The sequence below is a fragment of the Acinetobacter sp. 2JN-4 genome, assembly GCF_003687745.1.
GTDB lineage: Bacteria > Pseudomonadota > Gammaproteobacteria > Pseudomonadales > Moraxellaceae > Acinetobacter > Acinetobacter halotolerans.
In genome coordinates, this window is the sequence record NZ_RDNY01000002.1 from 463,419 (window position 1) to 480,043 (window position 16,625).

Genomic DNA, 16,625 nt, shown 5'->3' on the forward strand with positions numbered 1-16,625 from the left:
ATTCCCACAAAAAAACCTGCCGAAGCAGGTTTTTTCTGTTGATGTCGATTAATCAAATAAACGATCAAAGAATGATTTTTTCTTTGGAGAAGAAGTACTGTCTTCACCATCAAAAGAAATCTGTAATTCTTTTAACAACTCACGCTGACGACTGGTTAAGTTCACAGGCGTTTCAATCACAATACGGCACAGTAAATCACCCTGCATACTGCTGCGCACTGGGCGAACACCTTTGCCGCGTAAACGGAACATTTTACCCGTTTGCGTACCTTCAGGAACTTTTAGGCTGACACGACCGTCAAGAGTTGGAATCTCAAGCTCTTTACCCAAAGCAGCATCCGCGATACTGACAGGAACATCCATATACAGATCAGCGCCATCACGTTGGAAGATTTCGTGTTCACGTACCACAACTTCAACGTACAAATCACCTGACTGACCATCACGAATGGCTTCACCTTTACCAGTTAAGCGTACGCGATCACCATTGTCCACTCCTGCAGGAATGGTCACTTCAAGGGTTTGCTGACGATCAGCAACACCTGAGCCATGACATGCATGACACGGATTCTTAATGATTTTACCTTGACCACGACAAGTGCTACAGGTTTGTTGAACAGAGAAGAAACCCTGCTGCATACGCACTTGACCCGCACCGTTACAGGTACGGCACGTTTCTACATCATTTGGGTTTTTAGATCCTTTGCCATCACAAACATCACATGGAGCTGGCGCAGTAAAGGTAATGGTCTTTTTAATGCCCTTAACCGCTTCTTCAAGGGTGAGTTCCATGACATAGCGAAGGTCTGAACCACGACGTTGACGCTGTTGTTGACGACCGCCGCCACCAAAAGCACCACCAAAAATATCGCCAAACTGGCTAAAAATATCCTCTGCGCTAAATCCGCCGAAACCACCACCGCCACCACCGAAGCCACCTTCGAAAGCGCTATGTCCAGCACGATCATACATGCTGCGCTTTTCACTATCGGAAAGCACTTCATAAGCTTCAGAAGCTTCTTTAAATTTGTCTTCAGCTTCAGGGTTGTCTGGATTACGGTCTGGGTGATACTTCATCGCCAACTTACGATAGGCTTTTTTGATCTCATCATCACCTGCGGTTTTCGAAACGCCTAAAACCTCATAATAATCACGTTTAGCCATGGTTGGCGGTGCTCCTCACGGAATTGATTCAATTTCTACAAACAAATAGGCTCTGCTGACATTTTATTTATAAAAGCCAACAGAGCCTTAATAGGGGCTATACGATATCTTTACAAGGTCTAATACAATAAAAAAAATACAAAATTAGAAAACAGCTTTATTTTTAAAGTACTTAGCAATACCTTTAAGCCATGCATTCAATAAAAATAACCATGCAATTGCGCTAAAGACCACACCAGTTACCGTCATCGCGGTGACCCACAGTGTGCTATCCCAGGCAAAAAAGAACAATGGGATGAACCATAGCGCTGCAAATAAGGCCATTAAAATAAATAGCAGCACATTACGCATAATCCAAAGTGCGTGCGCATGTATCCACACCTCAGCATTATCCACAACTGCAACCTTTCGCGCTAACACATAGGCAAAAGCGGCAAACACGATTGTAAATAATGCAAGAAACATGAACACGTAAGAAATCGCCACGTAACGGCGATGCTGCTCAATATTACCTTGCCCCATGCGCTATCTCACCTCATTCATCACATTTTGCCAAATCAGCCATGCAATGGAATTCCATTATTTTTTGGTCTTAAATATAGGTGCTACTATATTGAAATTTTCAATATTTCGCACCTCTATTCTTAAAATAATTATGGTAGATGTGCTTCTTTCTTGACCTTAAACCATGCTGCGTATAGTGCAGGTAGGAAAAATAAGGTCAGTAAAGTCGCAACAATCAATCCACCCATAATCGCAACCGCCATTGGACCAAAGAAAATACTCCGAGATAATGGAATCATCGCCAGTACTGCAGCCAGTGCAGTCAACACAATTGGGCGGAAACGACGCATGGTGGCACCAATGATGGCATCCCATGCAGCGTGCCCTGCTTGTATGTCTTGCTCAATTTGATCAATCAGAATCAGCGAATTTCGCATGATCATTCCAGAAAGTGCAATCGTACCTAGCATCGCAACGAAACCAAACGGTTTATTGAACAATAATAGAAAAGCCACCACCCCGATCAAACCCAACGGTGCGGTCAGTAACACCATGGTTGCCCGAGACATACTGCGTAACTGAATCATCAAGAGCGTCATCACCACCGCCAAGAATAATGGCATACCCGCGTTGACGGAACTTTGGCCGCGTGCAGACTCTTCTATCGTTCCACCGACCTCGAGCAGATAGCCACTTGGTAACTCTGCACGTATCGCCTGCATCGGATCAGCCAAGTGTTGAACCACAGTTGCAGGTTGTAACTGGGTTCGGATATCAGCCCGTACCGTAATAGTTGGCAGGCGGTTACGATGCCAAATTAAACCTTCTTCAAAACGTGATTCAATTTGCGCGATTTGTGCCAATGGCACAGTCGTACCATTGCTGGTTGGAACCGACAAACTGGCCAAAGAAGCCACTTCTGCACGCTCAGTTTGATCCCCACGCAAACGAATCTCAATCAATTCTCGTTTTTCACGATATTGATTCATGACGGTACCCGTTATCGAGGCATTCAAGAAGTTGGCTAAATCAACACTAGAAACGCCCAATTGCCGTGCACGATCTTGGTCAATTTCAATTGCAATGATTTTGCTTGGCTCACCCCAATCCAAATGGACATTGGTGGTATTTGGATCTTCGCTCACGACTTTAGAAACCTGCTGCGCCCATTGACGTACCGTGCCCAAATCCTCACCCGAGATACGGTATTGCAATGGATAGCCTACTGGCGGACCATTTTCCAATAAAGAAACACGCGTCCGTACCTGAGGCAATAAAGCTTTAATTTGTGTCTCTAAAGAACGGCGAATCTCATCCCGATCATCCAAAGAGGAAGCCAATACCACAAACTGAGCAAAGCTGGCTTGCGGTAATTGTTGGTCTAAAGGAAGATAAAAGCGTGGTGAACCTGTGCCGACATAGGCCACATAATTATCGATCCCATCTTGTTTAGATAAAAATTGCTCCACCTTTTGCACAGCTTGTTCTGTTGCCGTCAGTGAAGCACCCTCTTCCAGTTTTAAATCCACCAAAATTTCCGCACGGTTTGACGGCGGGAAAAACTGTTGGGGAACCAGTTTAAACATCATCACCGACAGCACAAAAATCCCAACGGTAATGGCGATCACAGTCTTACGATAGGTAATACAGATTTCGACCACATGTCGGAAAGACTGATAAAACTTAGTTTGGTATGGATCATGATGCCCCACATGTGCCTGTACCACAGGTGCAGGCTGTTTCCGCAATCTCGCCCATAAGCGTAGATACCATGCAGCTTTTTGCTGTTGCTTGCTAAAATCGGGCAGTAATTTTTCACCCAAGTAGGGTACAAATAAAACCGCTGCAATCCATGACACCACCAATGCAATGGTCACCACTTGGAAGATGGAGCGTGTGTATTCGCCCGTACCTGATTGCGCTGTCGCAATCGGTAAGAAACCTGCTGCGGTAATCAGTGTTCCTGTCAGCATTGGAAAGGCTGTGCTTTGCCATGCAAAGCCTGCGGCTTTGAGTCGACTATAGCCCTGCTCCATTTTAATCGCCATCATTTCAACCGCGATAATGGCATCATCCACCAACAGCCCCAATGCAAGAATTAATGCACCAAGCGAAATCTTATGTAACCCGACATCAAATAAAGACATTCCTGCAAAAGTCATCGCAAGAACTAAAGGAATCGACAGTGCAACCACTAAACCCGTACGGAAACCCAAGGAAAAGAAACTGACCAATAAAACGATAATTACCGCTTCAGCCAACACTTTTAAAAATTCGTGAATACTACGTTGCACTGCCACGGGTTGGTCTGACACTTTTTGCAGTTTCATACCTAAAGGTAGACTTTTTTGTAGCTGGGTAAATTCAGTTTCTAGATTTTTACCGAGTGCGATAATATCGCCGCCTTTACGCATCGAGACCGCAATCCCAATACCATTTTCGCCCATGAAACGCATTCTTGGCTGAGCAGGTTCGCTGAAACCGCGGTATACATCTGCTACATCGCCCAATTGAATGGTTTTATCACCCACCAACAGCGGCATTTTTTTCAAATCATCGACGCTATGTAAATGTCCACTGACTCGAAGTTGGATACGATCTGTGCCTGTTTCAAAGAAACCTGCACTGGCCATATCATTTTGTTTTTGAATCGCCTCCTGAATCGCAGTGACAGGAACACCCAGTTGTACGGCTTTGGTATTGGACAATTCAATCCAAATGCGTTGATCTTGCAAGCCGACCAAATTGACCTTGCTCACATCCTTGACCCGTTGCAATTGCAGTTGTAAACGGTCGGCATATTCTTTCATGACGGCATAATCAAAGTCTTTGCCTGTCAGCACATAGATATTGCCGAAGGTATCACCGAACTCATCATTGAAAAAAGGGCCTTGCACACCACTGGGCAGTTCCGAACGTATGTCATTGACCTTCTTGCGCACGTTATACCAAACATCAGGAATTTGACTTGATGGCAGGCTGTCCTTCGCCACAAAGGTCACCAAGGACTCTCCAGGACGTGAATAAGCCATGATGCGGTCATACTGACCTGTGGTCATCAATTCTTTTTCAATACGGTCTGTGACTAAGGTTGAGACTTCTTTGGCGGTTGCCCCAGGCCAAAAAGTTTGTACCACCATCACTTTAAAGGTAAACGGCGGGTCTTCACTTTGCGACAGTTTGGAATAAGACATCACACCGATAATGCCCAATAGCAGCATAAAGTACAGCACAATCCCTTTATTCTTTAAGGCCCATTCCGAAAGGTTAAATTTCATGATTAACCTCCCGCTTTGATGATAACTTCACGATTTTCACGATCAATCGGGTGAATTTTTTGCTGGTCACGTAACAAATGTACGCCCCCGACCACCACCCAATCAGTTGCTTTTAAACCAGACAAAATCGGTACACTGTCACGCCCATAGGTGCCTAAGGTCACAGGAACTTTGCGTAAGGTTTGATTGGCATTGACCACCCATAGATAGGCTTGCTGATCTTTCGCGGTGACACTCGACAACGGCACACTCAAAACATTGCTGTCCTGACTGACAAAAAATACGCGGGCACTTTGTCCCAACTGAATACTGGACTGACCTTCTAGGAGTGAAACTTTGACTGTAAATGTCCGTGATTGACCCGCTGCAGGTGAAACTTCACGAACTTTTGCAGCAAAACGAGCTTCTGGCTGAGACCATAAGGTTACCCAAACCGCTTGACCGATTTTGATGTCACTCACTGCTTGTTCAGGCACACCAAAAACCACCTCACGTTCGCCATCAATCGCCAACTGATAGGCCGCCTGTCCTGCGGCGACCACTTGTCCCGTTTCAATTTGACGCTCGGTAATGACGCCATTTTTATTAGAGATGAGCTGGTTATATCCCGTTTGATTGGCAGAAACTTGGTAGTTCGAGCGAGCTTGTTGTAAGTTCGCTTGCGCTGATTCATGTTGATTTTTTATAGCATCAAATTGTGAGCGACTGACGGCATTGACAGGTAACAGTTGTTGATAACGTTGATATTCTTCAGCGGCAATTTTGGCTGCTGCCTGTGCACTTTGCAATTGTGCCTTAGCTGCGTTCATTTGTAATTGCGCATCTTTTACATCGAGTTTTGCTAAGACTTGCCCAACCTTGACCCGATCCCCCACATCCACATAACGCTCCGTTACTTGTCCCCCAACACGGAACGCCAATGCGGTTTGTTGTCTTGCCTGCACATCACCTGCATAGCTTTTTTGATCGGTATGATTACGACTTGGTTGCGTCACCATGACATAAGGAATTTCCTCCGTCTTGGGAACTTCTTTTTGGCAGGCTGATAAAGTGACACTGCTGAGGACAAGCAACCCCACAATTACATGATTTAGCAGATTCATCTCTGTTTCGCTCTTATTCAAATTGATTTTTTAAGGCACAATAAAGTCTATTGACAGCAACCATCATAAATTGTTTAATTTTTAATTAATATACCCGTGAGTACACTAATTAAAAATTAAATCTAGCAATTTGATTTTTAATTAAATTAAAAGAGAACGATAACGTGCAAATTACCAGTGGCCGTCCTAAAGATTTAGAGAAAAGAGCCAAAATCTTACAGGCTGCGAAATCTATTTTTTTAAAATCGGGCTATCACGCCACCAATATGAACCAAATCGCCAAAGAAGCAGGAGTGACCAAACTCACGGTATATAATCACTTCCAAGATAAAGCCAACTTGTTTATTTGTGCAATTGAAGAAAGCTGTGAAGAATCGATTTGTGCCAAAGAATTTATACTGACCGCTGAAACCAACTTTGAACAAGCGCTGTATGTAATGTGTCATCGTGCTTTAAGTATTATTTATTTACCAGAAGCACTGAAACTCGATCGGGTTCTGTTTGAGCTTGCCGCTGAGCAGAGTCCATTAACGCAACAATTTTTTGATGCCTCACATACGCGCATGTGCAATGTCTGGTGTGATTTTTTTCAACAAGCCATCGCGCTTAAATTCATTCAAGCAGATGAACCGCTTGCGCAAACAGAATTAATCTTGTCACTGATGTTAGGCACACGCCACCATCGAGTTTTATTGGGCTTAGACGCAGTACCCACAATCACTGAAATCGATCAGAGCATTCAACAAGCAATCGCACTTTTTCTGCTTAAATATCAAGCTAAAATTTAGATAATTTTCACATTTCTTTGCATTCTGCACTTGGATTGTCTCTCAATCACGCTATAGTCGAATAGTAAGCAGCGCTGTTGTATGCCACTGTTACTTGCGACATGCGCCATATACCGCACAAGATTTTTTAGACAATAACAAGCGATCGTTGAGGGAGAAATACAATGGTTCAGCAGATCACTGCTCCATTACGTGAAGATGTCCGATTATTAGGCAATTTGCTGGGTGAGATCTTAAAGCAACATGCTGGGCAAGAATTGTTTAATCAAATTGAGCAAATTCGTACCCTCGCCAAAGATGCACGTGATGGCCAAATCGAAGCAGAAAAACAGCTTGAGCAACTGTTCCTCAACTTAAAAGACGAAGAGATTTTGCCCCTAACTCGCGCATTTTCTTATTTTCTCAACTTTGCCAATATTGCTGAACAATATCACGTGGTACGTAGCCGCCGTCAGGCTGAGTTTGATAAACACGCCTCCAGCCCCAACCCACTCTCACATTTATTTGAAAAATTTAATGCCCAAAAGATCAGTCCACAACAACTGTTCCAACAAATTTGTGATTTAAAAATTGAATTGGTCCTCACCGCCCATCCGACTGAAATCAGTCGTCGAACTTTGATTCAAAAATATGATGATATTACCGATTGTTTGTCCCAACTGGATCAACAGAAGCTGACGCCGAGAGAACGCCAACACTGCGTTGCCACACTGAAACAACTGGTTAGTTCGGCATGGCAAACTGACGAGATTCGCCAGCACCGCCCAACCCCTGTAGATGAAGCAAAATGGGGCTTTGCCACCATTGAACAAAGCTTGTGGAATGCCGTACCAAAATTTGTTCGAGAGCTGAATGAATTGACACAACAGCATTGCGAACAACCTCTACCGATGACCATTGCGCCGATCCGTTTTGCCTCATGGATGGGGGGCGACCGTGATGGCAATCCGAACGTCACCCATCAAGTCACCCAAGAAGTACTGTGGTTATCGCGTTGGCAAGCGGCTGATTTATATCTGCGTGATATTGAAAATCTGCGTTGGGAACTGTCGATTCAAAGCTGCTCAGCAGAGTTGAGCCAAGCTTTGGGTTATGAACATCCTGAACCGTATCGTGAGTATTTACGCAGTACCCGCGAACGCTTAAAAGCAACCCGTTATTGGTTAACACAGCGCCTACAGGGTCTAGAGGCAGACGATAGCAACATCATCAAAACCACAGAGGAGCTACTCGCACCTTTGCTGCTGTGTTATCGCTCGCTGATGGACAGCAACCTAGCTGAAATCGCCAACGGGCAATTGCTTGACTTCATCTATCGGGTTAACTGTTTTGGGATTGAACTGTTAAAACTGGATATTCGTCAAGAATCAGGACGACATCGCCAAGCCATTTCAGCCATTACTGAATATTTAGGCTTAGGTAATTTTGAATCTTGGACCGAACAAGCGCGGCAGAATTTTTTAATTCAGGAATTACAAAGCAAACGACCACTATTACCTAAATTTTTGAATGAACCCGAAGGCAGCCTGATTCAACACCCCGATGTGCTCGAAGTCTTTGCCACTATGCGCACCTTGGCAGAACAGCCGAGTGAGAGTTTAGGTGCATATATCATTTCAATGGCAGAATATCCAAGCGATGTGCTGGCGGTTTTACTTTTGCAAAAAGAAGCAGGCATTCAACAAGCCTTACGGGTGGTGCCATTATTTGAAACGCTCAAGGACTTGGACGGCGCAGCCAAAACCATGAATACTTTATTCAATATGGATTGGTACAAACAGCACATCCAAGGCAAACATGAAGTGATGATTGGCTATTCGGATTCTGCCAAAGATGCAGGATTTATGTCAGCCAATTGGGCGCAGTATCGTGCACAAGAAGAACTGACCGCAATTGCAAAAAAACATGGCGTACAACTGACCTTATTCCATGGACGTGGCGGCTCGATCAGTCGTGGTGGTGCACCAACCCAACAAGCTTTATTTTCTCAGCCACCAGGGTCAATCTCAGGGGCGATTCGAGTCACCGAACAAGGTGAAATGATTCGATTTAAATTCGGTTTAGAAGGAATCGCTCTACAAAACTTAGAGATTTATACCGCTGCGACACTTGAGGCAACCTTGCTGCCACCACCTGAACCAAAGCAACAATGGCGCGCTTTGATGAATCAAATGACAGATTTATCAGTACAAGTCTATCGCCAAACCGTGCGTGAAAATCCAAATTTTGTCCGTTATCTACGTACCGTCACCCCAGAACTAGAGTTGCAAATGTTGCCATTGGGTTCTCGTCCAGCGAAACGTAAAGTCACTGGTGGGATTGAATCCTTACGTGCGATTCCGTGGGTATTTGCATGGACACAGATTCGCTTGATGCTACCTGCATGGCTCGGAACAGGCACCGCGATTAATCAAGTGCACGAACAACATAAAAACACATTGGATGAGATGTTAGAGCAGTGGCCTTATTTCCAAACCTTAATTGATATGTTGGAAATGGTGTTGTCGAAATCCGATGCGGATATTGCACTGTACTATGAATCACACCTCACCCAAGATCAGGACTTAAAAGTATTGGGGGTCGAACTACGTCAACGACTACAAAATGCAGTTGATACCTTACTCAGCCTGAAAGGTGAATCAAAACTGCTCAGTAATAATGAGGTGCTGGATCAATCCATGCAGGTGCGTAAACCATATCTACTGCCGCTGCATCTATTACAAGCCGAATTGATGAAGCGTCGTCGTGCATATTTGACTGAACATCAAACCGAACATAGCCCTGTCGATCATGCCTTAATGGTCAGTATCGCAGGAATCGCTGCGGGCTTGCGCAACACGGGCTAACAGGCCATTTCTCACAGAGCCATCCACAGAAATTGTGACTGTTGATGGCTCGATTGGCAAAATATGCCATTTTTTATAAAATTTTTTGAAAAAAACTCAAATATTCTTTTGAAAATAAAACGCTTAACTTTTCAAACAATTTAGACAAAATAAACAATAAATCCGATAAGTTATTTTGAAGTATATTTTACCAAAAGGTAAAAATATTAATAGATAAAGTGTTAGCCCCAAGATTCTTAAAACAATATAGGTGAAAGCACGATTTAAGACAGAGTATCATACGCGCTGATATCTCCTTATGAGTCTAATTTATGTCAAGTTGGTTCCCAAAATGGCAGCCGTATCAGGGCAAGATTGATCATCGCCCTGTCGCGACCAATGAATATTTACCGCCCTTACAAAGTGCGGTGTTAGGGGTTCAGCACGCATTTGCCATGTTTGGTGCGACGGTACTAGCACCGTTGTTGATGGGCTTTAGTCCTAACCTTGCCATTTTAATGTCAGGGATTTGTACCATCCTGTTCTTCCTGATGACAGGTGGTCGCGTTCCCAGTTATTTGGGGTCTAGCTTTGCTTTTATCGGCGTCGTTGCGGCCGCAACTGGACATATCACTGGCTCAGGTGCAAATCCCAATTTATCTGTCGCTTTGGGCGGTATTATCGCCTGTGGGGTACTGTATACCTTGATTGGTTTAGCCGTCATGTTGACCGGGACGCGCTGGATCGAAAAATTGATGCCGCCTGTGGTGACAGGGGCTGTGGTGATGATTATTGGTTTAAATCTTGCGCCGATTACCATTAAAAGTGTGGCAGGTCAGCCTTTTGAGATGTGGATGGCATTGATCACCGTACTGTGTATGGGTCTGATCGCCGTTTTCACCAAAGGTTTATTACAGCGTTTATTACTTTTGGTTGGTTTATTGATGGCCTATGCCATTTATGCCATAGCAACCAATGGTTTAGGTCTCGGCAAAGCCATTGATTTCTCCCAAATTGCCGCTGCACCTTGGTTTGGTATTCCAAGCTTCTCAAATCCGACCTTTGACCTCAACGCCATGTTGATTATTGCCCCTGTTGCCCTGATTTTAGTGGCAGAAAATCTCGGACATATCAAAGCCGTTGGTGCGATGACGGGTGAAAACCTGACGCCTTATTTGGGCAAAGCATTTGTGGCTGATGGCGTTGCCACGACCTTATCGGGCAGTGTTGGTGCACCGGGCATGACCACATACGGTGAAAATATTGGTGTGATGGCCGTCACGCGTGTGTATTCAACCATCGTGTTTGTGATTGCGGGGGTATTTGCGATTTTCTTGGGACTTTCACCTAAGTTTGGTGCGGTGATCAGTACCATTCCAACTGCAGTGCTGACAGGTGCTTCGATTGTGGTATTTGGTTTGATTACCATTGCAGGAGCGAAGATCTGGATCGAAAATAAGGTCGATTTTTCCAATAATAAAAACCTGATCGTTGCATCAGTGACCATCATTCTCGGGGCAGGTAACTTTGAACTGCTGTTTGGAAATTTCAACTTGGGTGGTATTGGTACCGCAACCTTTGCTGCGATTTTATTGAATTTGCTCTTTAGTTTAAAAGATAAAAACTAACACCGAATCAAGGCAGCGCACGCGCTGCCTTTTTTATGCTGATCTTGATCCGCCATCTCCTTTTTTACCGTATTTTTAGTATGATGACTGTTTACACTTCAATGTGTTCAGCTCATGCGTTTTGATTTTTTTGATTTACAACTGCTTCTTCATATTGTGGCAACAGGTAGCCTGACCCAAGGTGCAGATCGTGCTGCCATTTCTTTACAAGCAGCCAGTGAACGGATAAAAAAACTAGAGCAATACTTTGAAACGCCGTTATTTATTCGACACAATGCAGGTGTCGAACTGACTACGGCTGGTCATGCTTTGGTGGAACATGCCAAAAAACTCAACGCACAAAAAAATAAACTTGAACTAGACATGCAACGCTTTCGTCAGAAAAGCGCCGAGTCATTGATTCTGTGGTGTAACTCCTCTGCACAGAGTGAATATCTTCCAGCCTTATTACCCCAATACTTGATGCATTATCCGCATATCAATATTGACTTACACGAAGCGGAAAGCTCAGAAATTGTAGATGCACTCACCAAAGGAATCGCTCGATTAGGCTTGGTTTCAAGCTTTTTTGACACTCGTCATTTACATACTCAGGATTTTGCTAGCGATCCCTTAGTACTGATCTGCCCAGATTCGCATGTGCTGACCCAGCAGGCACAACTCAACTTAGTCGATGCCTTGGCATATGATTTTATTGGTCTCATGCCACATCATTCACTACAACAGTCTATTGAAACTCAAGCCAAACTATTAGGCTTCAACATGCACTATCGCTTACGTTTACCGAATTTTGCCGCGATTGCGGAAGTGGTCGCAAAAGGGGTCGGTGTTGCGATTATGCCTGCACGTGCGGCTCAACGTTTACAAGGTATTTATCATTTTCAAGCAATTCAACTCTTGGGTGCATGGGCAAATCGCAAACTCCTCCTCGCCAGCCAAGACTTCGATCAACTCCCGCAAAGCTACCAAGACTTTGCAAAATTTCTATTGGCGCGCAAACCACAAGATGAGCAAAACGTTTTAGTGCAAGACCATATAACTCCCTAGCGCCAGCAAACCGATAAAAAATAACTGACGGAATTTTTGCTCGTTCAATTGGTAACGCACTTTTTTTCCGAACCACATGCCGATCAAAGCTGCGACCAATGCCACGGAAGACCATCGATAGTCTAAAGCCCCACCTGTAGTCGGGTGATAATGCAAAAAGATCGCCAAACAAATCGTGGAAACGGTAAAAGTCAGCCCTAAAGCCTGTACCAGTTCATCACGTTTTAAATGTAAAGACTGCAAATACGGCACGATGGGAATAATAATAACCCCTGTCGCGACGGTGACTGCACCGCCGATATAACCAATGAATGGAGAAAGCCAACGCTCATGCCCTGCCAGATCAGGTAGCTTTTTGGCACATAAACCATAGAGTCCATAAATTGCCAACATACTGCCCAATAAAATCTCACTGCTCTGTCCTTGACTCTGGTTCAAGGTGGGCAAAAAGCTCCAAATAGAGCCGAGAATGATGCCCAATAACAAAGACCAGAAACGACAGATAAATGACCAGACCTGACCTTCAGCAAAAAGCTGCCAAACATTGGTCACCATAGAGGGTACGATCAAAAGTGAGGCCGCCTGAAATGGACTCATTGCGATGGTGAGTAATCCCATCGACACCGCAGGCAAACCTAAACCGATCATGCCTTTTATCATGCCAGCGAATGCAAATACTGCCGTTACAATAATCAAAAAGGTCATGATCTATCTCCGCATTCATATACAGCTATGCTACGGAAATAATTGAAATCGCGTATTCTTGTTTTTAGGAGCATGGCTCAATTATACGTTGAGGCCAAATGCTTAAGTGTAGCTCCTCCACGCTTAATTTTTCTCTGTTAGACGCTAAGCCTTCTAGCCTTCTAAACTGTCATTCTTATATTTTTCTTCCAACACATTACTGATAATACTTTCAATCATCCAAACACGGTATAAGCTATTAAACACGTAACTTTGCCCATCAATACGTAACTCTAAAACGGGAAAATCAGGTTGATGCTTCTGCTGACATAATTCATCATTTTGTTGCAATAAAGCCTCAATATCTTGTTCAGTAATGCACTCAACTTCTAAACGCTTCTGCATACGCTGGAAATGTGCTTTAAAAGAGAGGTCTTTACCACGTGTCCACACGCCTTCCAAAATCTGATGAATGCAATCGACCTGTTGTTCTTCTGCCACACTATAGAACAGCTTTGCCATTTCATAGCTGGCTTCTTTGGTTGGACGGCAAAACGGGGTGAATGCCACTTCCGTCCGTTTTGAAACACGGGTTGCCAGTCCCCAGTCAAACCAATCTCGACCTTGATAGCTCAACGGGTAGACTTTGAGCTGAATATTATAATAATCAGCAAGTTCTGCTTTGATATAATCCAACAACAACCAACTCATCGGGTCTTCAAGCGCAATATAGAGATCTAACTCTGGATGTAAGGCTTGCACTTCTGCCAATGCTTCACCATCGTTGATCAAATGCTCACGCCACTCGATGTGATTAATCAGAAAAATAGGCGTTCCCGTCAATAATTTTTGTTGTTTTAAACGGCGCGTTAAACGCAATAAATCATCAACGGCTTGATACTTGCGTTCACTAAACTCGAAATAACTAGCTGAAACAGGCACATCCTGAAACATTCGTTCAGGAAAATCTTGTGGGGTTTGGTGTTGTTTCGCCATCGCATATAAGGTGCGTAATTTTCCATATTGCTGTTGCCATAACATATGGAAAACATCTTCCAGCAAATGTAAAAAATTTTGTTCTCGTAAAGGCGTATTTCTTAGAATGGTTTCAGCTTGTTGTAATGCTTCTGGACTTGGAATTTCTGGGGTTTCATCAAAGCCAAAACGGTGTTGTTTGGCTAAAATCTTGGCATCATTGAGACAGTATCGTCGCCAATCTTGTGCTGACATACCATTGGGAGGTTCAGCATCTTGTTTTGAAATAATGACTTTTAACGGTTTAAGCTCATCGCTCAAAATCTCATTAAGCTGAGCCAACTGTTGCACTGCAAGATAGCTATACACATCATCTAAACGTAGATAAATACTTAAACCCTGTTCCGTGGGTAATACCGCCTGACGAGAAGGTTTCTGATAAAACCAGCTCGATCGGATGGGATCAAACCAACGACGTAACAAAGACATGTCGATTGCCTCTTGATAGAAATCTCCCCTAACCCCTCTTTAAAAAAGAGGGGAACTACACGAGTTTAATACTTGAATATAATTCGTGGAAGTCCCCCTTTGAAAAAAGGGGGACTTAGGGGGATTTGAAATTTTACAAAACGCGTACTGCGCCTTTTGCTGCGCTGGTTGAATGCATCGCGTAAATCTTGAGTGCCTTAGACACTTTACGTTTACGTTCTTCTACTGGATGCCAACCTTTGGCTTCTTGAACCGTACGGCGATGTGCCATGGTTGCATCATCCACATCTAAATGGATGGTACGATTTGGGATATCAATTTCAATGGTATCACCATCTTCAACCAAACCAATTGCTCCGCCTTCCGCAGCTTCTGGAGAAACGTGACCAATCGATAAACCCGAAGAACCACCCGAGAAACGACCATCGGTAATCAAAGCACAGTCTTTACCTAAGCCTTTAGATTTCAAATAGCTGGTTGGATACAGCATTTCTTGCATACCCGGTCCACCACGTGGACCTTCGTAGCGAATCACCACGATATCGCCGGCCACAATTTTATGCTCTAAAATCGCTTCGACCGCAGAATCTTGGCTCTCAAAAACGCGCGCAGTGCCGGTAAATTTAAGGATCGAATCATCCACACCTGCTGTTTTCACGATACAGCCATCCAACGCGATGTTGCCGTAAAGCACAGCCAAACCGCCATCTTTAGAGAAGGCATGCTCAGCATTACGAATCACGCCATTTTCACGATCACCGTCCAAAGTTGAATAATAACGGTTTTGTGAGAACGCCACTTGGGTTGGTATACCACCCGGAGATGAGCGATAGAACTCATATACATCGGCATCTTCAGTACGGATAATATCCCACTTGTCTAATGCATCTTTCAGCGTTGGTTCATGTACGGTTGGACATGATGTTTTTAACAAATTGGCACGATCAAGCTCACCTAAGATCGCCATGATGCCCCCTGCACGGTGGACATCTTCCATGTGTACGTCTGATTTTGCAGGCGCAACTTTAGATAACACAGGCACTAGACGAGAAAGACGGTCGATATCATCCATGGTGAAATCGACTTCAGCTTCATGAGCAGCAGCCAACAAGTGTAATACCGTATTGGTTGAACCACCCATGGCAATATCTAGGGTCATGGCATTTTCAAATGCATCTTTGGTTGCGATCGAACGCGGTAAAATGCTGTCATCGTTTTGTTCATAGTAGCGTTTTGCCAATTCGACTACCAAGCGCCCTGCTCTCAAGAACAATTTTTCACGATTTGCATGGGTAGCGACGATTGAACCATTGCCCGGTAAAGATAATCCTAAAGCTTCAGTTAAACAGTTCATCGAGTTCGCTGTAAACATGCCTGAACACGAACCGCAAGTTGGACAAGCTGAACGCTCAAACGCGGCAACTTCTTCATCGGTATAACTTTCATCTGCCGCAACTACCATCGCGTCAACGAGGTCAATTGCTTTCTCATTGCCACGGAATTTGACTTTACCCGCTTCCATCGGACCGCCAGACACAAATATCACAGGGATATTCAAGCGCATCGCAGCCATCAGCATTCCCGGTGTGATCTTGTCACAGTTCGAGATACATACCATTGCATCAGCACAATGGGCATTGACCATATATTCCACAGAATCGGCAATCAAATCACGTGATGGTAGTGAATACAGCATGCCATCATGACCCATCGCAATACCGTCATCGACTGCAATGGTATTAAATTCTTTTGCAACACCACCAGAAGCTTCGATTTCTCGTGCAACCAGTTGCCCTAAATCTTTAAGATGCACATGACCTGGAACAAATTGGGTAAATGAGTTGACCACCGCAATAATAGGTTTGCCAAAATCTTCATCTTTCATGCCCGTCGCACGCCATAAACCACGCGCGCCAGCCATATTTCTTCCATGTGTTGATGTTTTCGAACGATAATCAGGCATTTTGTATTCCCAACAAGTTTGTGCTCGAGATGAATAGGACATTCTCTCTGGCGAAATGATACTGAGCTCAGTCCATCATACTACAAGTTATCGTTTAACAGATGACCACTGAAGCTATCTTTTTTTGCTCAAAGGCAATTCACAGCTTCTGATTAGGGGCTAGTGGCTTTTTCGCTT

The 16,625-nt window shown here is 44.1% G+C and carries 11 protein-coding genes; 4 read left to right on the forward strand and 7 right to left on the reverse strand.

The window, feature by feature from the left end; genetic code table 11:
* Nucleotides 1-48: 48 nt before the first annotated feature.
* From dnaJ to EAH57_RS05135, 4 genes are all read right to left on the reverse strand, one after another.
* Nucleotides 49-1,164, reverse strand: a complete 1,116-nt coding sequence (dnaJ, locus tag EAH57_RS05120; RefSeq protein WP_121929103.1) for a molecular chaperone DnaJ — start codon at nt 1,162-1,164, stop codon at nt 49-51.
* Between the two features lie 144 nt (nt 1,165-1,308).
* Nucleotides 1,309-1,686, reverse strand: a complete 378-nt coding sequence (locus tag EAH57_RS05125; protein ID WP_121929104.1) for a hypothetical protein — start codon at nt 1,684-1,686, stop codon at nt 1,309-1,311.
* A 131-nt stretch (nt 1,687-1,817) separates the two neighbouring features.
* On the reverse strand, nt 1,818-4,946 hold the full coding sequence (locus EAH57_RS05130) for an efflux RND transporter permease subunit (protein WP_121929105.1): 3,129 nt from the start codon (nt 4,944-4,946) through the stop codon (nt 1,818-1,820).
* A 2-nt stretch (nt 4,947-4,948) separates the two neighbouring features.
* Nucleotides 4,949-6,049: an efflux RND transporter periplasmic adaptor subunit gene (locus EAH57_RS05135; RefSeq protein ID WP_121929106.1), complete on the reverse strand. Its 1,101-nt coding sequence runs from the start codon at nt 6,047-6,049 to the stop codon at nt 4,949-4,951.
* A 164-nt stretch (nt 6,050-6,213) separates the two neighbouring features.
* Here EAH57_RS05135 and EAH57_RS05140 point away from each other — a divergent pair, with 164 nt between their 5' ends.
* The 4 genes from EAH57_RS05140 (at nt 6,214) to EAH57_RS05155 (ending at nt 12,337) form a co-directional block, all read left to right on the forward strand.
* A complete protein-coding gene (locus tag EAH57_RS05140; RefSeq protein WP_121929107.1) occupies nt 6,214-6,837 on the forward strand; it encodes a TetR/AcrR family transcriptional regulator in 624 nt (207 codons plus the stop codon).
* A gap of 164 nt (nt 6,838-7,001) precedes the next feature.
* Nucleotides 7,002-9,683 (forward strand): phosphoenolpyruvate carboxylase, encoded by a 2,682-nt coding sequence (ppc, locus tag EAH57_RS05145; protein ID WP_121929108.1) that lies wholly within the window; start codon nt 7,002-7,004, stop codon nt 9,681-9,683.
* A gap of 311 nt (nt 9,684-9,994) precedes the next feature.
* The gene (locus EAH57_RS05150) at nt 9,995-11,290 is read left to right on the forward strand and encodes a solute carrier family 23 protein (RefSeq protein WP_121929109.1); all 1,296 of its coding nucleotides are present in this window, start codon (nt 9,995-9,997) and stop codon (nt 11,288-11,290) included.
* A gap of 114 nt (nt 11,291-11,404) precedes the next feature.
* Nucleotides 11,405-12,337 carry a LysR family transcriptional regulator gene (locus tag EAH57_RS05155; protein ID WP_121929110.1) on the forward strand — a complete coding sequence of 311 codons (933 nt, stop codon included), beginning with the start codon at nt 11,405-11,407 and terminating at the stop codon, nt 12,335-12,337.
* Here the strand turns inward: EAH57_RS05155 and EAH57_RS05160 are convergent.
* The 3 genes from EAH57_RS05160 to ilvD all read right to left on the reverse strand — a co-directional run bounded on the left by EAH57_RS05160 (nt 12,311) and on the right by ilvD (nt 16,448).
* Nucleotides 12,311-13,042, reverse strand: coding sequence for a sulfite exporter TauE/SafE family protein (locus tag EAH57_RS05160; RefSeq protein ID WP_121929111.1), 732 nt, complete (start codon nt 13,040-13,042; stop codon nt 12,311-12,313). The genes EAH57_RS05155 and EAH57_RS05160 overlap by 27 nt on opposite strands.
* A gap of 153 nt (nt 13,043-13,195) precedes the next feature.
* Nucleotides 13,196-14,485, reverse strand: a complete 1,290-nt coding sequence (locus EAH57_RS05165) for a hypothetical protein (RefSeq protein ID WP_121929112.1) — start codon at nt 14,483-14,485, stop codon at nt 13,196-13,198.
* Nucleotides 14,486-14,618: 133 nt separating this feature from the next.
* Nucleotides 14,619-16,448 carry a dihydroxy-acid dehydratase gene (gene ilvD, locus EAH57_RS05170; RefSeq protein WP_004637289.1) on the reverse strand — a complete coding sequence of 610 codons (1,830 nt, stop codon included), beginning with the start codon at nt 16,446-16,448 and terminating at the stop codon, nt 14,619-14,621.
* Between the last annotated feature and the right edge of the window lie 177 nt (nt 16,449-16,625).